The 18,425-nt window shown below is 57.7% G+C and carries 19 protein-coding genes; 7 read left to right on the forward strand and 12 right to left on the reverse strand.

Translation table 11 applies throughout. The features are described from left to right. The 3 genes from JO226_RS15845 to JO226_RS15855 form a co-directional block, all read right to left on the reverse strand. Positions 1–397: FAD-dependent oxidoreductase (locus tag JO226_RS15845; RefSeq protein ID WP_293602499.1), on the reverse strand; the 397-nt coding region annotated here is incomplete at its 3' end. Between the two features lie 59 nt (positions 398–456). Beyond that, positions 457–1,398 (reverse strand): FAD-binding protein, encoded by a 942-nt coding sequence (locus JO226_RS15850; RefSeq protein ID WP_293602500.1) that lies wholly within the window; start codon positions 1,396–1,398, stop codon positions 457–459. An 11-nt stretch (positions 1,399–1,409) separates the two neighbouring features. Continuing rightward, positions 1,410–2,183 carry an electron transfer flavoprotein FixA gene (locus tag JO226_RS15855; RefSeq protein ID WP_293602501.1) on the reverse strand — a complete coding sequence of 258 codons (774 nt, stop codon included), beginning with the start codon at positions 2,181–2,183 and terminating at the stop codon, positions 1,410–1,412. A gap of 448 nt (positions 2,184–2,631) precedes the next feature. Here JO226_RS15855 and caiT point away from each other — a divergent pair, with 448 nt between their 5' ends. The 5 genes from caiT to caiD all read left to right on the forward strand — a co-directional run bounded on the left by caiT (position 2,632) and on the right by caiD (position 9,065). Then, positions 2,632–4,146: an L-carnitine/gamma-butyrobetaine antiporter gene (gene caiT / locus JO226_RS15860; protein ID WP_293602502.1), complete on the forward strand. Its 1,515-nt coding sequence runs from the start codon at positions 2,632–2,634 to the stop codon at positions 4,144–4,146. A 54-nt stretch (positions 4,147–4,200) separates the two neighbouring features. Then, the gene (gene caiA, locus JO226_RS15865; protein ID WP_293602503.1) at positions 4,201–5,343 is read left to right on the forward strand and encodes a crotonobetainyl-CoA dehydrogenase; all 1,143 of its coding nucleotides are present in this window, start codon (positions 4,201–4,203) and stop codon (positions 5,341–5,343) included. Between the two features lie 66 nt (positions 5,344–5,409). After that, the gene (caiB, locus tag JO226_RS15870) at positions 5,410–6,630 is read left to right on the forward strand and encodes an L-carnitine CoA-transferase (RefSeq protein ID WP_293602504.1); all 1,221 of its coding nucleotides are present in this window, start codon (positions 5,410–5,412) and stop codon (positions 6,628–6,630) included. 71 nt (positions 6,631–6,701) lie between these two features. Then, complete coding sequence (caiC, locus tag JO226_RS15875; protein ID WP_293602505.1) at positions 6,702–8,255, forward strand: crotonobetaine/carnitine-CoA ligase; 1,554 nt, start codon at positions 6,702–6,704, stop codon at positions 8,253–8,255. 24 nt (positions 8,256–8,279) lie between these two features. Then, a complete protein-coding gene (caiD, locus tag JO226_RS15880; RefSeq protein ID WP_293602506.1) occupies positions 8,280–9,065 on the forward strand; it encodes a crotonobetainyl-CoA hydratase in 786 nt (261 codons plus the stop codon). Positions 9,066–9,127: 62 nt separating this feature from the next. Here caiD and caiF read toward each other — a convergent pair whose 3' ends face one another. The 3 genes from caiF to JO226_RS15895 form a co-directional block, all read right to left on the reverse strand. Continuing rightward, positions 9,128–9,520, reverse strand: coding sequence for a carnitine metabolism transcriptional regulator CaiF (gene caiF, locus JO226_RS15885; protein WP_293602507.1), 393 nt, complete (start codon positions 9,518–9,520; stop codon positions 9,128–9,130). A 217-nt stretch (positions 9,521–9,737) separates the two neighbouring features. Then, positions 9,738–10,706 carry an acetyl esterase gene (gene aes, locus JO226_RS15890; RefSeq protein WP_293602508.1) on the reverse strand — a complete coding sequence of 323 codons (969 nt, stop codon included), beginning with the start codon at positions 10,704–10,706 and terminating at the stop codon, positions 9,738–9,740. Positions 10,707–10,814: 108 nt separating this feature from the next. Then, on the reverse strand, positions 10,815–12,482 hold the full coding sequence (locus tag JO226_RS15895) for a SulP family inorganic anion transporter (RefSeq protein WP_293602509.1): 1,668 nt from the start codon (positions 12,480–12,482) through the stop codon (positions 10,815–10,817). A 253-nt stretch (positions 12,483–12,735) separates the two neighbouring features. Between JO226_RS15895 and JO226_RS15900 the strand changes: the two genes are divergently transcribed. Then, entirely contained in the window at positions 12,736–13,542 is an 807-nt protein-coding gene (locus JO226_RS15900) for a MipA/OmpV family protein (RefSeq protein ID WP_293602510.1), read from the forward strand. A 59-nt stretch (positions 13,543–13,601) separates the two neighbouring features. Here JO226_RS15900 and JO226_RS15905 read toward each other — a convergent pair whose 3' ends face one another. From JO226_RS15905 to pspA, 6 genes are all read right to left on the reverse strand, one after another. Next, positions 13,602–14,651, reverse strand: a complete 1,050-nt coding sequence (locus tag JO226_RS15905) for a YcjF family protein (protein ID WP_293602511.1) — start codon at positions 14,649–14,651, stop codon at positions 13,602–13,604. Then, positions 14,648–16,045 carry a YcjX family protein gene (locus JO226_RS15910; protein ID WP_293602512.1) on the reverse strand — a complete coding sequence of 466 codons (1,398 nt, stop codon included), beginning with the start codon at positions 16,043–16,045 and terminating at the stop codon, positions 14,648–14,650. The genes JO226_RS15905 and JO226_RS15910 overlap by 4 nt, the downstream gene beginning before the upstream one ends. Before the next feature lie 104 nt (positions 16,046–16,149). Beyond that, the gene (pspD, locus tag JO226_RS15915; RefSeq protein ID WP_293602513.1) at positions 16,150–16,368 is read right to left on the reverse strand and encodes a phage shock protein PspD; all 219 of its coding nucleotides are present in this window, start codon (positions 16,366–16,368) and stop codon (positions 16,150–16,152) included. An 18-nt stretch (positions 16,369–16,386) separates the two neighbouring features. Further along, positions 16,387–16,746 (reverse strand): envelope stress response membrane protein PspC, encoded by a 360-nt coding sequence (gene pspC / locus JO226_RS15920; protein WP_293602514.1) that lies wholly within the window; start codon positions 16,744–16,746, stop codon positions 16,387–16,389. Then, complete coding sequence (gene pspB, locus JO226_RS15925) at positions 16,746–16,970, reverse strand: envelope stress response membrane protein PspB (RefSeq protein ID WP_293602515.1); 225 nt, start codon at positions 16,968–16,970, stop codon at positions 16,746–16,748. Before pspB ends, pspC begins: the two co-directional genes overlap by 1 nt. Before the next feature lie 59 nt (positions 16,971–17,029). Then, the gene (pspA, locus tag JO226_RS15930; protein ID WP_293602516.1) at positions 17,030–17,698 is read right to left on the reverse strand and encodes a phage shock protein PspA; all 669 of its coding nucleotides are present in this window, start codon (positions 17,696–17,698) and stop codon (positions 17,030–17,032) included. A 151-nt stretch (positions 17,699–17,849) separates the two neighbouring features. Between pspA and JO226_RS15935 the strand changes: the two genes are divergently transcribed. Further along, positions 17,850–18,425: sigma 54-interacting transcriptional regulator (locus tag JO226_RS15935; protein WP_293602517.1), on the forward strand; the 576-nt coding region annotated here is incomplete at its 3' end.

Here is an 18,425-nt window from a genome sequence, read left to right on the forward strand (position 1 = left end):
TATCGACGCGGATCCCGGTGATGCACTGCGCGCCCGCGTTTTCCGCCTGCTCCATCAGCCAGGCGTCAAATTTGCTGCGCAGCACCGACCAGGAGACCTCGCCGGGCGCCCACGCCTCGCCGTTCTGGTAATCGACGGTCATCGCCCGCGTCCCGGTCAGAAAGGAGAGTTTTTCCCGGGTGATCACCCGCTCCACCGGCGCGTTTTCGGCAAAACCCGGAATAATGCGCTCAAGGCTGTGCGCGTACATCCGCCCGCCGGTGACGTTTTTCCCGCCCGCGGTGTTACCACGTTCGATCAGTAATACCTGCGCCCCTTCTCTGGCGAGCACCAGCGCCGCAACGCAGCCCGCCAGACCGGCCCCCACCACAATGGCATCGAAGACATCTTCGGACATAACCACTCCACGACTTGCAGTAAAACGGCGAAGCGCATCGCTGGCCTCGCCAGGTGAGATTAGCTCGCCAGTTGGCGGGTTAAGGCTGGCAGGATCTTAAAGAGATCGCCGACGATGCCGTAGTCCGCATACTGGAAAATGGGCGCATTCTTGTCTTTGTTGATGGCGACGATGGTCTGCGCGCCGTTGGCCCCGACCATGTGCTGAATTTGCCCGGAAATCCCCACTGCCAGATACAGCTCAGGTTTCAGCATCAGGTTAGAGATACCGACATAGCGCTCATGCTCCATCCACTTTTCGTTCTCCGCCACCGGGCGGGAGCAGGCAAGTTCTGCGCCAATGGCGCTACAGAGCTCAGCGGCGAGGCTGATATTCTCTTTGCTGCCGATACCGCGCCCGACGCTCACCACCAGACGCGCTTTGTCCAGATCCACCGCGTTGCTTTCCCTGGCCTGAACAGCAGTACGCACGACACTGTACTTCGGCGCTATCCATGCCGCTGGCTGTGCGGTGCCGCAGAGCGAGGTATCCGGCTGCATCGCGTCAAATGCGCCAGTGGTGAGCGTGGCGACGCAGTACTCGGAGTGCAGCGTTTCGACGCCAAACGCCAGCCCGCCGTACACCATATGTCTGGCGACCAGCGCGCCGCCGTCGACCGCAAGCATGGTCGCGTCGTTGGCAACGGCGGCGCCAAGGCGCGCGCCCAGCCGTGCGGCCAGCAGTTTACCCCGGCGGCTGTTGGGCAGTAGCACCAGTCCGCCGTCGCTGTGCCCTTGCAGCGTGCTGATTACCGTGTCGGCGTAGTCTTCAACAATTCGGTCGTCCGGTTTTCCCTCAAGCTGCCAGACGCCGTGCGCGCCAAGCTGGAAGGCGGCGCTGCTCTGCTCCGCGTTCAGTGTAAAGACCTGGACTTTTTCCCCCAGGACGCGGGCGCCCCCCATCAGTTCCGGCAGTCGGGACAAGGTGTCGCTGAATACCCATACGGATGAAAACGTGCTCATAACCTCTCCCTTTATTTGATGATTTTGCGCAGGTGGTCGGCGAACGCGGCTATCTGATCGTCGCCGTCCCCCTCGATAATGATCCGCTGGCGCACCTTCTGTTTCGGCGCGGCAACCTGCTGCGAGGACAGCGCCGTCGTCTCGCCAATGCTGAGATCAGCCGCGCTCCAGGCCTGCACCGGTTTCTTCGCCGCATTGAGAATGGCTTTCATCGAAGGGATCTGCGGGGCGTTAATGTCGGTCGAGACCGCAATCACCGCGGGAAGCGGGACAGTCAGCGTTTCACTTTCATCCTCAAGCTCACGCTCAACCGTGATGGATTCCGGGGTTAACGCGAGGATTTTTTTAATCCCGTTGAGCGCAGGGATGTGTAGCGCTTCTCCCACCAGCAGGCCCACCTGCTGGGCATACAGATCGGCTGAGCCATCGCCGCAGAGCATTAAGGAGAAGCCAATTTTATTCGCCGCCGCCGCAAGCCCGCTGGCGGTCTGCTGCGGCAGCGCATGTTCGAACTGCTCATCAACCACCACCACCAGTTCGTCCGGTCCGCGGGAGAGCACATCCTTGCGCCCTTTCGCGTTATTCAGCGCCGCGCCGCCCACGCTCAGCGCGACGATTTTAGCCTCCGGCTGCTGCGCTTTGAGTTGAACCGCCGCTTCAATGGCGTTCAGATCGTACTGACTGATTTTGCCGTCCGCGCGGGAAAAATCGAGCGAGCCGTCGGCGCTGTTAACGGCAATATCCTGTTCATCGGGAACACACTTATAGCATGTAATAATATTCATTACATCTCCTGAAATATCGATAAATACGTCATTGGATACCCCAATGGAATATATGATTAACATACAAAAACGGCCAAAAATAAAACCTGAATCACCAATATTGAACACATCGATAATTTAAAAAAAACTGACGTTCAATATTGCTACCTTCCTCACCAATATTGAAACCTGGCTTGACTAGCCAGCACACACAAAGAACATAATGCACTGTTTTTAAAGAATATAAACAACAAAAATACAAAGCATAAAAACGTCAAAAAGCAGTGCAGGATGGAATGTGATCGCTATAACAGAATTGCGTTTAGCCAATATTCATCATGAATGTCAGTTTTATATCTACAGCACGTAAAGTACCTAACATCCCTTTATTATTGAATTAACAAAAAAGCAACACACCAGTGAATTACGTAGAGATCATCGTAATGTGCCAAAAAATTGGAATTTACCTATGAGCAAAGAAAAGAAAAAAACGGGAATAGAACCTAAAGTGTTTTTCCCGCCATTGATTGTTGTTGGCATTCTTTGTTGGTTAACAGTTCGCGATCTGGATGCAGCGAACAACGTGATTAACGCCGTCTTCAGCTACGTCACTAACGTCTGGGGCTGGGCCTTCGAGTGGTACATGGTCATCATGTTCGGCGGCTGGTTCTGGCTGGTGTTTGGCCGTTATGCGAAAAAGCGTCTCGGCGACGAACCGCCGGAGTTCAGCACCGCCAGCTGGATTTTTATGATGTTCGCCTCCTGTACCTCGGCCGCCGTGCTGTTCTGGGGATCGATTGAGATCTACTACTACATCTCCAACCCGCCGTTTGGTCTGGCGCCCTACTCCATGCAGGCCAAAGAGCTCGGTCTCGCCTACAGTCTGCTGCACTGGGGGCCGCTGCCCTGGGCGACCTACAGCTTCCTCTCGGTGGCCTTCGCCTACTTCTTCTTTGTCCGCAAAATGGAGGTCATCCGCCCGAGCAGCACGCTGATTCCACTGGTGGGCGAAAAACGCGCCAACGGGCTGTTGGGTACGGTTATCGACAACTTCTATTTAGTCGCCCTGATCTTCGCTATGGGTACCAGCTTAGGGCTCGCGACACCCCTGGTGACCGAGTGTATGCAGTTCCTGTTCGGTATTCCGCATACCCTTGAGCTGGATGCTATCATCATCGCCTGCTGGATAGTGCTTAACGCCATCTGCGTGGCCTGCGGCCTGCAAAAAGGGATCAAAATCGCCAGCGATGTGCGCAGCTACCTGAGCTTCCTGATCCTCGGCTGGGTATTCATCGTCAGCGGCGCCAGCTTCATCATGAATTACTTTACCGATTCGGTCGGCACGCTGCTGATGTACCTGCCGCGCATGCTGTTTTACACCGATCCTATCGGCAAAAGCGGCTTCCCGCAGGGTTGGACCGTTTTCTACTGGGCCTGGTGGGTTATTTACGCCATTCAGATGAGCATCTTCCTGGCCCGTATTTCCAAAGGCCGTACCGTTCGCGAACTGTGCCTCGGCATGGTCGCCGGTCTGACGGCGGCGACCTGGCTGCTGTGGACCATTCTGGGCAGCAACACATTGCAGTTGATTGATAGCAATATCATCAATATCCCGGAGCTGATTAAGCAACACGGCGTCCCGCGCGCCATTATCGAGACCTGGGCCGCGCTCCCCTTACAGACCGCCACCATGTGGGGATTCTTCATTCTGTGCTTTATCGCCACCGTGACGCTGATTAACGCCTGCTCCTACACCCTGGCGATGTCCACCTGCCGGGCAGTGAAAGACGGTGACGAGCCCCCGCTGCTGGTGCGTATCGGCTGGTCGGTTCTGGTGGGCGTCATCGGCATTATTCTGCTGGCGCTCGGCGGCCTGAAGCCGATTCAGACGGCGATTATCGCCGGTGGTTGTCCGCTGTTCTTCGTCAACATTATGGTCACGCTCTCCTTCATTAAAGACGCCAAAGTGAACTGGAAAGATTGACTCTCATTGGGCTGCGTCCCTGGTATTACAACGACATGCTAAGAGGTTATTGAGATGGATTTTAGACTGAATGATGAGCAGGAACTGTTTGTCGCGGGTATCCGTGAACTGATGGCCAGCGAAAACTGGGAGGCCTATTTCGCCGAATGCGACCGCGACAGCATCTACCCGGAACGTTTCGTCAAAGCGCTGGCGGACATGGGCATCGACAGCCTGCTCATCCCTGAAGAACACGGCGGGCTGGACGCCGGTTTCGTCACCGTCGCGGCGGTGTGGATGGAACTTGGCCGCCTCGGGGCGCCAACCTATGTGCTCTACCAGTTGCCTGGCGGTTTCAACACCTTCCTGCGCGAAGGCACGCCGGAGCAGATAGACCGCATCATGGCGTTTCGCGGCACCGGCAAGCAGATGTGGAACTCCGCCATCACCGAACCGGGCGCTGGTTCCGATGTCGGCAGTTTGCAAACTACGTATACCCGTAAAAATGGTAAGGTTTATCTTACTGGCAGTAAGTGCTTTATCACCAGCAGCGCTTACACCCCTTATGTCGTCGTGATGGCGCGCGATGCCGCATCCCCGGATAAGCCGATTTTCACCGAGTGGTGCCTCGACATGAGCAAGCCGGGCATCAAGGTGAACAAACTTGAGAAGCTGGGTCTGCGCATGGACAGCTGCTGCGAACTCACCTTCGATAACGTCGAGCTGGATGAAACCGACATGTTCGGCCGCGAAGGCAACGGTTTTAACCGGGTAAAAGAAGAATTCGATCATGAACGCTTCCTGGTCGCCCTCACCAACTACGGCACCGCGATGTGCGCCTTTGAAGATGCGGCGCGCTACGCCAACCAGCGCGTGCAGTTCGGTGAGACGATCGGCCGCTTCCAGCTGATCCAGGAGAAATTCGCCCACATGGCCATCAAGCTTAACGCCATGAAAAATATGCTGTATGAGGCTGCGTGGAAAAGCGACAACGGCACCATCACCTCCGGCGATGCGGCGATGTGCAAATACTTCTGCGCCAACGCGGCGTTTGAAGTTGTCGATACCGCCATGCAGGTGCTGGGCGGTGTTGGTATCGCCGGTAACCACCGCATTAGCCGTTTCTGGCGCGACCTGCGCGTGGACCGCGTATCGGGCGGCTCGGACGAAATGCAGATCCTGACGCTGGGCCGGTCGGTTCTGAAGCAGTATCGCTAACCGATTGATGATGGGCCTCTGCCCTCCCGGCAGAGGCTCCAGGGACGCCATTTACGAGGTGATGCTATGACCGCTCATTTACCCATGCCAGAATTTGGCCCGCTTTCCGGGCTGCGCGTTGTCTTCTCCGGGATTGAAATTGCCGGACCGTTTGCCGGACAAATGTTCGCCGAATGGGGGGCTGAAGTTATCTGGATTGAAAACGTCGCCTGGGCCGACACTATCCGCGTTCAGCCTAACTACCCGCAGCTATCGCGCCGCAATCTGCGGGCGCTGTCGCTCAATATTTTCAAAGACGAAGGCCGCGATGCGTTTCTGAAACTAATGGAAACCACCGATATTTTCATCGAGGCCAGTAAAGGACCGGCGTTTGCCCGCCGGGGTATCACCGACGAGGTGCTCTGGGAGCGCAACCCTAAGCTCGTTATCGCCCATCTTTCCGGTTTTGGGCAATACGGAGATCCGCAGTACACCAACTTACCGGCCTACAACACCATCGCTCAGGCCTTCAGCGGCTATCTGATTCAAAACGGCGATAAAGACCAGCCGATGCCCGCCTTCCCCTATACCGCAGACTATTTCTCCGGGATGACCGCCACCACCTCCGCCCTTGCCGCATTGTACAAAGCGCGTCAGACCGGAAAAGGCGAAAGCATCGATATCGCCATGTACGAAGTGATGCTGCGGATGGGCCAGTACTTCATGATGGATTACTTCAACGGCGGTGAAATTTGCCCGCGCATGACCAAAGGCAAAGACCCGTACTACGCCGGATGCGGCCTGTACACCTGTCGCGATGGCTACATCGTGATGGAGCTGGTCGGGATTAACCAAATTCAGGAGATGTTTAAGGATATCGGTCTGGCCCACCTGCTCGGTACCCCGGAAGTCCCGGAAGGCACCCAGCTTATCCACCGGGTGGAGTGTCCGTACGGCCCGCTGGTGGAGGAGAAGCTTGATGCCTGGCTTGCTGCCCACACCATCGCGCAAGTGCTGGAACGCTTTGCCGAGCTGAATATCGCCTGCGCTAAAGTCCTGACCATTCCCGAGCTTGAAAGCAATCCGCAGTACGTGGCCCGCGAATCGATCACCCACTGGCAGACCCAGGACGGCCGCAGTTGCAAAGGCCCGAACGTGATGCCGAAATTCAAAAACAACCCGGGCCAGATCTGGCGTGGTATGCCGTCTCACGGCATGGACACCGCCGCCATTTTGCAAAACATCGGCTACAGCGAGGCCGACATCAGGGGGCTGGTCGAAAAAGGGCTGGCCAAAACAGAGGAGTAATCGCCCGGAGGGTTCAAACCGGGCTCGCCCCGGTTTGAATATCCAGCGATGGAGAACAGGATAAGCGTCCGATGGATGTTATTGGTGGACAAAATTTGCGTCAGATGTGGGACGATTTAGCTGACGTTTACGGCGATAAAACAGCGCTCATTTTTGAGTCCGCGCAGGGTGAAGCACAGCAGTTCAGCTACACCAGCCTTAATGAAAACATGAACCGTACCGCCAATCTTTTCTGGTCGCTCGGGATACGAAAAGGGGACAAGGTCGCGTTGCACCTGGATAACTGTCCTGAATTCATTTTTTGCTGGTTCGGGCTGGCGAAAATTGGCGCCGTAATGGTGCCCATCAACGCCCGGCTGCTACGTGATGAATGTACCTGGCTTGTACAACACTGTGATGCACGGTTAGTCGTGACGACCCTTAACTTCTGGCCGGCCTGGCAGCAAATACTTGCGCAAAACAGCACCTCGCTGGAAGGTATTCTGCTCATCAGCGACGCGGCGTTTACGCCCTGCGCGCACACGCTCGACTTCCTGCAGCTCAAGGCCCGGCAGCCGACGACGCTCACCCACGTCGTCCCGCTCAGCGCTGAGGATACGGCGGAAATCCTGTTCACCTCCGGCACCACGTCACGTCCCAAAGGCGTGGTGATTACCCACTACAACCTGCGTTTTGCCGGGTATTACACCGCCTGGCAATGCGCGCTTCGCAGCGACGATGTTTACCTCACCGTCATGCCCGCTTTTCATATCGACTGCCAGTGCACCGCCGCGATGGCGGCCTTTTCCGCGGGCGCAACCTTTGTACTGCTGGAAAAGTACAGCGCCCGCGCCTTCTGGCGACAGATTCTGACCTGGCAGGCCACTGTCACCGAATGCATCCCGATGATGATCCGTACGTTGATGGCGCAGCCGCCCGCCGCAGATGAAAAGCGCCATCGGCTACGCGAGGTGCTGTTCTATCTCAACCTCTCTTTTGAGGAGAAAGAGCGTTTTATCCAACGTTTCGGCGTCCGGCTGCTGACGTCATACGGTATGACGGAAACCATCGTCGGCCTGATTGGCGACCGCCCCGGCGATAAACGGCGCTGGCCGTCTATCGGTCGCCCGGGGTTTTGCTATGAAGCGCAGATCCGCGACGGTCAGAACCGGGAGCTGGCGGCCGGGCAGATTGGTGAAATTTGCGTTAAGGGCGAGCCGGGAAAAACGCTGTTTAAAGCCTATTACAATCAGCCGGAGGCCACCGCGCAGGTCTGGGACAACGGCTGGCTGCATACCGGCGATTATGGTTATTGCGACGAAGAAGGCTATTTTTATTTTGTCGACCGCAGCAGCAATATTCTCAAACGCGGCGGCGAAAATGTCTCCTGTAGCGAAATTGAAAATATCCTCTCCTCGCACCCGAAAATTCAGGATATCGCGATTGTCGGCGTCCCGGATGCGATCCGCGATCAGGCCATTAAGGCCTTTATCGTCCTGAACGAGGGCGAAACGCTTAGCGAAGACGAATTTTTCCGCTATTGCGAAATAAATATGGCGAAATTCAAGGTGCCGTCGCTGATGGAAATTCGCCAGGACTTACCGCGCAATTGTTCGGGAAAAGTGATCAAGAAATATTTGAAATAACGACATGACGCAAGGAATAAAAATATGAGCGACTCACTACATCTGACTCGCAATGGCGGGATTCTGGAAATTGTTCTCGACAGGCCAAAAGCCAACGCCATTGATGCCAAAACCAGCGCGCAAATGGGCGACGTTTTTCTGCAATTTCGCGACGACCCGACACTGCGTGTCGCCATTATTACTGGCGCGGGCGATCGCTTCTTCTCCGCAGGCTGGGATTTGAAGTCCGCCGCCGATGGCGAAGCGCCGGATGCCGACTTTGGCCCCGGCGGTTTTGCCGGTCTTACCGAAATTTTCAATCTTGATAAACCGGTGATCGCCGCCGTGAACGGCTATGCCTTCGGCGGGGGTTTTGAGCTGGCGCTGGCGGCCGACATGATCGTTTGCGCCGACAACGCCAGTTTTGCCCTGCCGGAAGCCAAACTGGGCATCGTCCCGGACAGCGGCGGCGTGCTGCGTCTGCCCAAAATTCTCCCGCCCGCGATCGTCAACGAGATGGTGATGACCGGACGTCGGATGAGCGCAGAAGAAGCTCTGCGCTGGGGGATTGTCAACCGCGTGGTCAGCGCCGATACGCTGATGAAAAGCGCCCGCGAGCTTGCCGCTAAAATCGTCGACAGCGCGCCGCTGGCGGTCGCGGCGCTCAAAGAGATCTGCCGCGCCACCGGCGACATCTCCATTGAGGAGGGTTACCAGTTGATGCGCAGCGGCATCCTCAGACACTATCCGGCCGTCCTGCATTCTGACGACGCCGCGGAAGGCCCGCTGGCGTTTGCCGAAAAACGCGCGCCGCAGTGGCAGGGGCGTTAATCGACAAGCAACAAGGGGCCGTGATGGCCCCTTATTCCGTTGTTTTCCCATTGCCCCGTATCTTATCGACGCAAGTTTTTGGAGAGCATCCACTGCCATTTTTGCTCGCGATTCAGTTCGCCTGGCGGCACTACCGGCGACGACGGACTGGCGCACAGCGCACTTTTCACCGAGGCGGGCGACTTCAGGCGCTCATACAGCAATTTACTGATTTTACGCACCCGAACCAGGCGCTGGCACTGGCATCCCCTGCCCTCCAGTTGGTTAGGAATCGTTTTCGTTTCGCATTCAATTTCCCCCACCTCGGCAAGAATATAGGAGACGGTATTTATTGCTTTGCAGTGGGGAATATCGAATTGTCCGGCGATTTCTTTGGCGCTGACCCAGCGATTCTGCGCCATTACCCAATCAGCAATTAACAAATAAAGCGGTTTATCAACATATTCTTCACACATAGATACTCCATTATTACAAGCTAACAATTCTCTGTTGGGATTTATTCGGTGTCGCAATAACGCCGCAATAAACGCACATTAAAGTTAAGGTTATTGGAGAAATAATATAGAACAGAAAGAATATGTAGCGTGAGTAAAACCGTGCGTATTCGGCGATAAACGAAAATAAAAACCAGCGTGCGGAAAAAAGCCCATTCCATGCTGGTTTTCAGGGGAATTAGCGGTTTATCTGTTGCAGGAAATAGTGAGCGCCATCACGAATGGCATCTCCGGCAATGTTCATCCGCCGTGAATAGTGCAGGAAGGCGTGGAGCACCCCAGGGTACAGAGTGTACTGACAGGGCTGCCTGTGGGCGCGCAGCGTTTCGCTCAGGGTCAGGCTGTCATCACGTAGCGGATCAAATTCCGCACTGGCGATAAAACAGGGCGGCACATCATGGGTGAGATCGTTATTAAACAGGCAATAATACGGAGATTCGCGATCGTCGGGGTGGCGCAAATAGGCCGCGTCGTATGACGCCAGGGAGCCCTGTGTAAGCCCATCCCAACTGCCGCCGTAAAGGCGGCGGCTCATGGAATCCTGCAATCCGTACAGCCCGTACCACAGCAACAGGCCGCAAATCTTGCCGCAGTCGATATCCCGGTCGCGAATCCACAGCGCGGCGGCCAGCGCCAGCATCGCGCCTGCGGAATCCCCCGCCAGCCCGATGCGTTCGCTGTTCAGACCGTAGCGCTCGCCATGGCGGCGGTAAAACTGGCAAACGGCCGCAATCTCTTCAATTGCCTGCGGAAAACGCGCCTGCGGCGAGAGCGAATAGTCGATACCGACCACCGTACAGCCGCTGAAATGCGCCAGCAACCGCATGATGCGATCGTGCGTATCCAGATTACCGAGAATAAACCCGCCGCCGTGCACATAGAAAAGCGTGGCGTCGGACTGCGCCTGCGGCACGTGGACTCGCGTCAGAACATGGCCCCAGCCCGTTGGCACCCGAACATCTTCAGTGCGCAGCATCTGCGGGCCGCCTTCGTTCCAGTAGCGCCGTTCGTCGTTATAGGCCTGACGCATGCCGGGATAGTCGTCAGCGGCGCAGGCGGGCTGCGGCAAAGACGCCTGAAATTCAAGCACCTCGCGCATCTGCGGGGAAATTCGGTCGGGCACGGGTATTTTGTTGTCGGGTTTCATGGCTCCCTCCTGATGAAATACCCGACATTGTAGGGAGCCATGGTTGAAAAACTGCGACACCGTCGTCCGATATTGAACAAGGCCTTATCCTGGCAGGAACCTCGCCCGTCAGGGTTGATCGGAGCGGCTATCCTGCGCCGGATATTGCTGCTGATACTGACGAATAGCGGCCCGGGTATTGAACAGCAGGCGACCTTCGCCCAACTGCTGGGCCAGCCCGCTTCGACGCACGTTGTCAAGCACGCCGGGATTGAGTCCGGCCAGCCAGAAATCGGTTCCCGCGTCCCGCACCCGCTGCTCTTTCTCCATCAACATGACCAGCGCTGAATATTCCACGTCCGGCACCCGGCTCATGTCCAGCACCACCACCCGGGGAGCCTCAGACTCAATCAGTTGGCGGATTCGGGATGCCACATACTGGACATTAATAAAGAAAAGACGCCCTTCCGGTCGCACGATCAGCAACCCCGGGATCGTCTCATCCTTGGGGTGAAGCCCGGAGAGCGGACGCAACACATCGGCGCCCGGTTTACGTCCGATGACATATACCTGGGGCTGCGCCGTCTGGCTCGCCAGCCCCAGCAGGGAGGCCAGGATGGCGACAACAATCCCTTGCAGGGTACCAAACAGCAGCACCCCCAGGCAGGCGATGACGGCCCAGCGGAGCTCCATCATGCGGATCCGACCTATCCGGCGAAACTCCTCCGGCTGAATAAGGCCCACCGAATAGACAATGACCACCACCGCCAGTGTTGCATGAGGCAACCAGGATAACAGCGGCGCGAGGAAAACCATGGTCGCCAGCGCCATCGCGGCGGTGACCACGCTGGCCCACTGCGACTTTCCGCCGACGGAACGAATCACCGCCGTCTGGGAGGTTCCTCCCCCCGCAGGCATACTGCCAAAAAAGGCCCCGCCGAGATTGGCAAGCCCGGTCGCCACCAGTTCGCGGTTGGGCGCTATCTCCGGTTCATCTTTCCCCACAAAGGCCCGACCGGCGGCAATAGTCTCGGTAAAACTCATCAGGGCAATCCCTGTAGCCCCTGGCAACAGTTGCAGCACCAGCGCCATATCGGGCAGGGTCAAGCCGGGGAGCCCGGTAGGAATGGTTCCGATGATAGAGACGCCAGCCTCATTAAGCCCCCATCCCCAGACCAGCGCGATCCCGGCGCCGACGCCCAGCAGCGGCGCCGGCGAATGCGGAAAACGCCGCTCCATCACGACCAGTATCACCAGGGTGGCGAGGGCAACCGCCAGCGTCAACCATGACGTCCCCGGCAGCGCCTGGATCAGGTGGAAGAGATCCATAAAGAAATTCTCTTTATGGATATGTATCCCGAACACCTTTGGCAGCTGATCCAGGATAATGACCAGCCCGATGCCGCTTCTGAACCCCACCAGAACAGGCAGGGAAATGAAACTGGCCACAAACCCAAGCCGCAGCGCCGCCGCCAGCATCAGAATCGCGCCCACGAGTACCGTCAGGGTGGCCGTCACCGTTAACAACCGCCCCGGGTCGCCATCCGGCACCACTAAAGCGAGCTGGGTCGCCGTCAGGATGGCGAGCGTACTGGTTGAGCTCACGCTCAGTACCCGGGATGATCCCAGCATGGCGTAAAGCAACACCGGGACAAACGCCGTGTAGAGACCGGTCGCGACAGGCAGGCCAGCGACGGTGGCATAGGCCATGGCTTTGGGCAACACGACGGCCGCCGCCGTGACGCCAGCCAGTAAATCGGAGATGCCGGGCCTGGCTCCCCTCGCGTGTTGTGCCATGGTATCGGCCTCCCCGTTTAACGGTAGTATTGACAGTAGCGATGCATCTGCGCCGTTTCGCGCCAGGGGCAGTTGCCGCGTCCGCCAGCCAGGTGGCGCTCGTTTATCCTATCACTGACGGACAGCGGTCTGGCGGAAAACGGATTATGTTTTATGAACGTTTTCATTTGGAAGCTACCGTAACATCGTGGTATTTTTCCGGGTCAATAAGACCCGTAACAGACCACTGTTCCCACCTCACTCCGGAGATGTAATGAGGGGATTCCCGCCGCGTTCCATTGCACTCAGTATACTGCTGCCGCTTGTACTTTGCCCTTCCGCCCGCGCAGATGTTGAGCTCGGTTCACTCGATTTATTTGCTCAGGACAATCCTGACAGTCCGGTTCCGACAGGGCTGGTGCTGGGAAGCGCCGTCATCAGCGGTCAGGCGCGCTACCAGGCGCAGGACAATACGACGTATATCGTGCCCGGCGCCGTCTATTTTGGTGAACAGTTTATGTTTCTGGGTGACCGGGCGCGTTACTATTTCCACAAGGACGATACCTTCGCCGCCTATGGCTACGGCCGATTGCGATTCGGCAACCTGGACCCCAATGACGAAGCGGCTTTCAAGGGAATGGAAAAGCGAGAATGGGAACTCGAAGCCGGTGTCGGCGCCAGTATCATCACCCCTTATGCGCTACTGAGCGCCAGAATCAGCACGGATGTGACAGGACGAAGCAACGGCCAGGAGCTGCTGCTGTGGGCGGATTTTCCGGTCGTGATGGACAAATTACTCGTCATGCCCGGTATGGGGCTCATGATTCGCAGCGATAAAATGGCTAACTACTACTTTGGCGGGGTTTCTGAGAGTGAGGCCACCGCCCAACGCCCGGCATGGGACACAGGTACCACCTTCTCACCGATGGTCGGTATCATCACCAGCTATCGCTTCAGCCCTCAGTGGGTCGGGATGTTTGCCGCTAACTATGAATACTACGATAAGGGCATCGCAGACAGCCCTCTTGTCCAGCACCAGGGCGAGCTCTACGCGGGATTTGCGGTGGGTTACATCTGGTAATGTCGTGGTAAGACCCGAACAGATATTATGCGCCGCATAACGTCTGTTCGGGCGTGTCATCAGGAAGGACGTTTGCTCAGCGTCTCTTTGAGCTGCCCGACCAGTTCGCGGCGGAAATCCCCGAGCTTCGGCTTGTCGTTGTCGATCCACGGCAGCGGTCGACAGACCTCCATCGCTTTAATGCCCAGACGCGCGGTCAACAGCCCCGCGCCAATGCCCTGCGCGGCGCGGGCGGACAGACGGGCCGCCAGATCCTGCGACATCCAGTCCATCCCCACCTCACGCACCAACTCGCTGGCGCCCGCAAACGCAATATTCAGCAGCACCAGGTGAAAGAGACGTAAACGGCTGTAATAACCGAGCTCAATGCCGTAGAGCATCGCGATGCGGTTAATCAATCGCAGGTTGCGCCAGGCGATAAACGCCATATCCACCAGCGCCAGCGGGCTGACGGCAATCATCAGCGTTGATTCCGCCGCCGAGCGGCTGATCTCGCGACGCGCCTGGGCATCCAGCACCGGCTGCACCAGATGGGCATACAGGGTCACGACCTCGCGATCGTTTTGCGTCTCGTGGATAGCCGCGTACCAGCGCTGGAGCGCCGGATGGGACTGATCGATATTGGCCTGGCGCGCAAGCTGCTCACAAAACGCCCGTCCCTTACCGATGCCATGGCTGTGCAGTAGATCCCGCGCCTCATCACGCTCCTGCGCCCGCTGGCGTAAGCGCCACAGCCGACGCCATTCGGTCACCACCGAGCCGACGCCCGCCCCGACGATCAATGCACCGGCGGCGCAACCGCCCAGCGCGACCCAGTCCTGGGTTTGCCAGGCGTTCACCGTCCACTGTACGCCCTGCGCCACTACGCTTATGCCAAACAGCGCCAGCCCTGCGGTCACCATCCGCCGCCACAGGCTGCGTTTGGGTCGCAGCGCCGCGTCGAACGCAATCTCCGCCGGGCCTTCGTCCTCAAGCGGGGAATCCACCCGCGCCGGTGAAAACGACTGCGCTTCCTCCCCGGCAAACGTCTGAGCCGTTTTAAACTGCGGCTGTTTTTCCGCTTCCAGCGGACCGTCGAAGTCGATTCGCGGTTTTAACGGGTCGCTCATCGCAATTTATCTCCTAACAAAAACTCAAGGGCCGCATCCACACGGATATGCGGCAACGGTTTATCGACATCCATGACCTGCGGCCGAAAGGCTTCAAACTGAAACCCCTGCTGTTCCCAGAACGCCTGCCCCGGCAGACGGGCCGGGACCTCGCCCGGGTAAACCGTCAGCGGATGACCATCACGCAGGCGCGCGCCGCGCAGCGCCGGGATTTTTTCCCCGTCGACCTCGATGATGCCGCTCTGTGTGGCCTGCACGGAGGCAAGGCCCAGACAGTCCATGCTGATGCCCTCAAAGGCCGCATTCTGCCAGGCATCCTGAATAAGCTGTTGCAGCAGTGAAACCATGTTGCTGTGCTGATCGACGGTCACATGGTCGGCTTTGGTCGCGGCAAACAGCAGTTTGTCGATCACCGGGGAAAAAAGCCGCCGGAACAGCGTACGCTGGCCGTAGTGGAAGCTTTGCATCAACTGCGTCAATGCAAGCCGCATATCGTTGAACGCCTGCGGCCCGCTGTTGAGCGGCTGCAGGCAGTCCACCAGCACAATCTGGCGGTCAAAGCGTAAAAAGTGGTTTTTATAGAACCCTTTCACCACATGTTCACAGTAGTAGTTAAAGCGCGCACGCAGCATCCCGGCGTTGGTGTGTTTATCCGCCTGCGCCAGCCGGGCCTCGCCTGCGGCATCGACATCCGGCCACGGAAAAAACTGCAGCGCTGGCGCGCCCGCCATGTCGCCGGGCAGCACGAAGCGTCCGGGTTGAATAAAGTGCAGCCCTTCCTGCTTGCAGGCGTGCAGATAGTCGGTCCACGCCTGCGCAATCTCCGCCAGACGATTTTCGTCGGCGGGCGCTAACGGGTCGAGCCCTTCACACAACTGCCGCCAGCGAGCGGACCATTCTCCACGCTGCCCCTGCAACAGGCCGGTCATCTGCCGCGACCAGGTCAGGTAGTCCTGCGCCAGCATGGGTAAATCGAGCAGCCATTCGCCCGGGTAATCGACAATCTCCAGATACAGCGTCGAGGTATCCTTAAAGTGGCGCAACAGCGAATCGTCAGAGCGGTAGCGCAGCGCGAGGCGAATTTCGCTGACCCCGCGCGTCGGCGTCGGCCAGCTCGGCGGCGTTCCGTAAAGCTGCGCCAGCCCTTCATCATAGGTAAAACGCGGAATGCCAAAGTCCTTCTGCGGGACGCGTTTTACGCCCAGCAAGCGCTCCTCGCGCACGGCGCTGAGCAGCGGCAGGCGAGCGCCAGCATGAACATTAAGCAGTTGATTGACCATCGCCGTAATGAACGCCGTCTTGCCGCTGCGGCTAAGACCTGTCACCGCCAGACGCAAATGACGGTCAACGCCGCGGTTTACCAGTGCATTGAGTTCGTTTTTGAGTCGCTTCATCGCCATCCTGTTGTGCCCTGAAGGAAAAGACCTGGTGTAAGAATATTACATGGGGACAATACGTACAGATGCAACACCTGTACGCATTGTGAATGATATGGGGGCTATTTCATGCCGCGCGCAAGGCGGCCGGCAAGTTTCGCCAGCAGCGGCTCCAGCGCCACCGCCAGCAGCATTTTCAACGGCCGCTTTGCCACTGATTTCACGGCCCACCCGGCAACGCCCGCAGGGCCATAACGCAGCGCGGCCAGCAGCGCCAGCTTACCCGCGATTTTCAGGCCGGGTTTGACCTTCCGTCCGGCACGCTGCCAGTATGTCGTCATCTTACAGTCTCGCTTCAGTTATAGCTGGCGAAAACGGCTGCGCAGCGTAAAGGTATCGGACGTCACGTAGCGCTCCATCTCGCGCAGACGCTGTTCACCAGCGGCCAGTACGGCGTCGACGTTGTCGAGCAGATCGCTGTTGCTCGGGGCATTCGCGTCCGACATTGCCCCTTCCGGCATCGGATCCAGCGCAAAGGTCAGAATGATGTAGGCCACGACCACGAAGAAAAACAGCCCAAACAGCATGGCCAGGACGGTGATGATGCGCACCAGCTTCACCGGTACGCCAAGGTACTGCGCGATCCCGGCGCAGACGCCCTTCACCATGCCCTGCTGCGGAATGCGCCACAGCTTTTTAGATAAATCGAGTCCGGACATTATTTTTCTCTCCAGTTCGGATGCTCGGCATCCAGAATGTCTTCCAGCGCCTGAATACGCTCGCGCATACGCGTAGCCTCATCGGTCAGTTGCGCCAGCCGCTGTTGCTCGTTTTGCGACAGCTCGCCGCCGCGGGAACGGTTGCTGTAGTGCAGCCACAGCCAGACCGGCAGGACAAACAGCACGAACAAGGTCAGCGGTATGGCAAGAAAAAGCGCGCTCATGAGTACTCCTTACAGATGATGAGCAGCGGCACGCGTCGTCGGGTGCCGCCCGGGAATGATTATTGGTTGTCCTGTTTCATTTTGGCTTTCAGCTCAGCCAACTGCACGCTGATTTCATCATCCGCTTTCAGCTCGGCAAACTGCTGGTCCAGCGTCTTCTGCTTACCAAAGCTGTGGCTTTCCGCCTCGGCTTCCATCTGATCGATACGGCGCTCGAAAGATTCAAAACGCGCCATCGCTTCATCAATTTTACCGCTATCAAGCTGACGGCGAACGTCACGGGAAGAGCTGGCAGCCTGGTGACGCAGCGTCAACGCCTGCTGGCGGGCGCGGGTTTCGCTGAGCTTATTCTCCAGCTCGGCGATCTCCTTTTTCATGCGGGTCAGGGTTTCATCCACCAGCGTGACCTCATTTTCCAGTGTGGAAATGACGTCGGTCAGCTTTTGCTTTTCAATCAGCGCGGCACGCGCCAGATCGTCTTTATCTTTACGCAGCGCCAGCTCAGCTTTTTCCTGCCATTCGGCCTGCTGCGCATTCGCCTGCTCAATACGGCGGCTCAGCTGTTTCTTTTCCGCCAGCGCGCGGGCTGACGTTGAACGTACTTCAACCAGCGTGTCTTCCATTTCCTGGATCATCAGACGCACCAGCTTCTGCGGGTCTTCCGCTTTCTCCAGCAGCGCGTTGATGTTGGCGTTCACGATATCGGCAAAACGAGAAAAAATACCCATTATTCAATCCTCATAGTTCTGTTGTCGGGCCAGGCCCTGCTGATACGTTAATACAATTCCCGTGCCAACTTTTTATCTGATTGATTTATAAAGACGTGATTGAATTATCGCCAAACACCCGCTACAGTAACCTGGTGATTTTCACTAACAAGTGGTCGTTTTCATCATGGCAGAATACAAGGACAACCTGCTCGGTCAGGCAAACAGTTTTGTTGAGGTGCTGGAGCACGTGTCACGGCTAGCGCCGCTGGATAAACCGGTGCTGGTCATCGGCGAGCGCGGTACCGGTAAAGAGCTTATCGCCAGCCGCCTGCACTTTCTCTCCGCCCGCTGGCAGGGGCCGTTTATCTCCCTGAACTGCGCCGCACTCAATGAAAACCTGCTGGACTCGGAGCTGTTTGGCCATGAGGCTGGCGCGTTTACCGGCGCGCAGAAGCGGCATCCTGGACGGTTTGAACGCGCCGACGGCGGGACGCTGTTCCTCGATGAGCTGGCGACCGCCCCGATGCAGGTGCAGGAAAAGCTGCTGCGGGTGATTGAATACGGCGAGCTTGAGCGCGTGGGCGGCAGCCAGCCGCTCCAGGTCAACGTCCGCCTGGTGTGCGCGACAAACGCCGACCTGCCGCAGATGGTCCATGAAGGCACCTTTCGCGCCGACCTGCTGGACCGGCTGGCCTTCGACGTCGTTCGCCTGCCGCCGCTGCGCGAGCGTCAGAGCGATATCATG

Source organism: Pluralibacter sp. (assembly GCF_019237635.1).
Taxonomy (GTDB): Bacteria; Pseudomonadota; Gammaproteobacteria; order Enterobacterales; family Enterobacteriaceae; genus Enterobacter_B.

Coding starts and splice junctions, on each gene's coding strand:
- JO226_RS15850 (WP_293602500.1), bottom strand. CDS start 1,398: ATGAGCACGTTTTCATCCGTATGGGTATTCAGCGACACCTTGTCCCGA.
- JO226_RS15855 (WP_293602501.1), bottom strand. CDS start 2,183: ATGAATATTATTACATGCTATAAGTGTGTTCCCGATGAACAGGATATT.
- caiT (WP_293602502.1), top strand. CDS start 2,632: ATGAGCAAAGAAAAGAAAAAAACGGGAATAGAACCTAAAGTGTTTTTC.
- caiA (WP_293602503.1), top strand. CDS start 4,201: ATGGATTTTAGACTGAATGATGAGCAGGAACTGTTTGTCGCGGGTATC.
- caiB (WP_293602504.1), top strand. CDS start 5,410: ATGACCGCTCATTTACCCATGCCAGAATTTGGCCCGCTTTCCGGGCTG.
- caiC (WP_293602505.1), top strand. CDS start 6,702: ATGGATGTTATTGGTGGACAAAATTTGCGTCAGATGTGGGACGATTTA.
- caiD (WP_293602506.1), top strand. CDS start 8,280: ATGAGCGACTCACTACATCTGACTCGCAATGGCGGGATTCTGGAAATT.
- caiF (WP_293602507.1), bottom strand. CDS start 9,520: ATGTGTGAAGAATATGTTGATAAACCGCTTTATTTGTTAATTGCTGAT.
- aes (WP_293602508.1), bottom strand. CDS start 10,706: ATGAAACCCGACAACAAAATACCCGTGCCCGACCGAATTTCCCCGCAG.
- JO226_RS15895 (WP_293602509.1), bottom strand. CDS start 12,482: ATGGCACAACACGCGAGGGGAGCCAGGCCCGGCATCTCCGATTTACTG.
- JO226_RS15900 (WP_293602510.1), top strand. CDS start 12,736: ATGAGGGGATTCCCGCCGCGTTCCATTGCACTCAGTATACTGCTGCCG.
- JO226_RS15905 (WP_293602511.1), bottom strand. CDS start 14,651: ATGAGCGACCCGTTAAAACCGCGAATCGACTTCGACGGTCCGCTGGAA.
- JO226_RS15910 (WP_293602512.1), bottom strand. CDS start 16,045: ATGAAGCGACTCAAAAACGAACTCAATGCACTGGTAAACCGCGGCGTT.
- pspD (WP_293602513.1), bottom strand. CDS start 16,368: ATGACGACATACTGGCAGCGTGCCGGACGGAAGGTCAAACCCGGCCTG.
- pspC (WP_293602514.1), bottom strand. CDS start 16,746: ATGTCCGGACTCGATTTATCTAAAAAGCTGTGGCGCATTCCGCAGCAG.
- pspB (WP_293602515.1), bottom strand. CDS start 16,970: ATGAGCGCGCTTTTTCTTGCCATACCGCTGACCTTGTTCGTGCTGTTT.
- pspA (WP_293602516.1), bottom strand. CDS start 17,698: ATGGGTATTTTTTCTCGTTTTGCCGATATCGTGAACGCCAACATCAAC.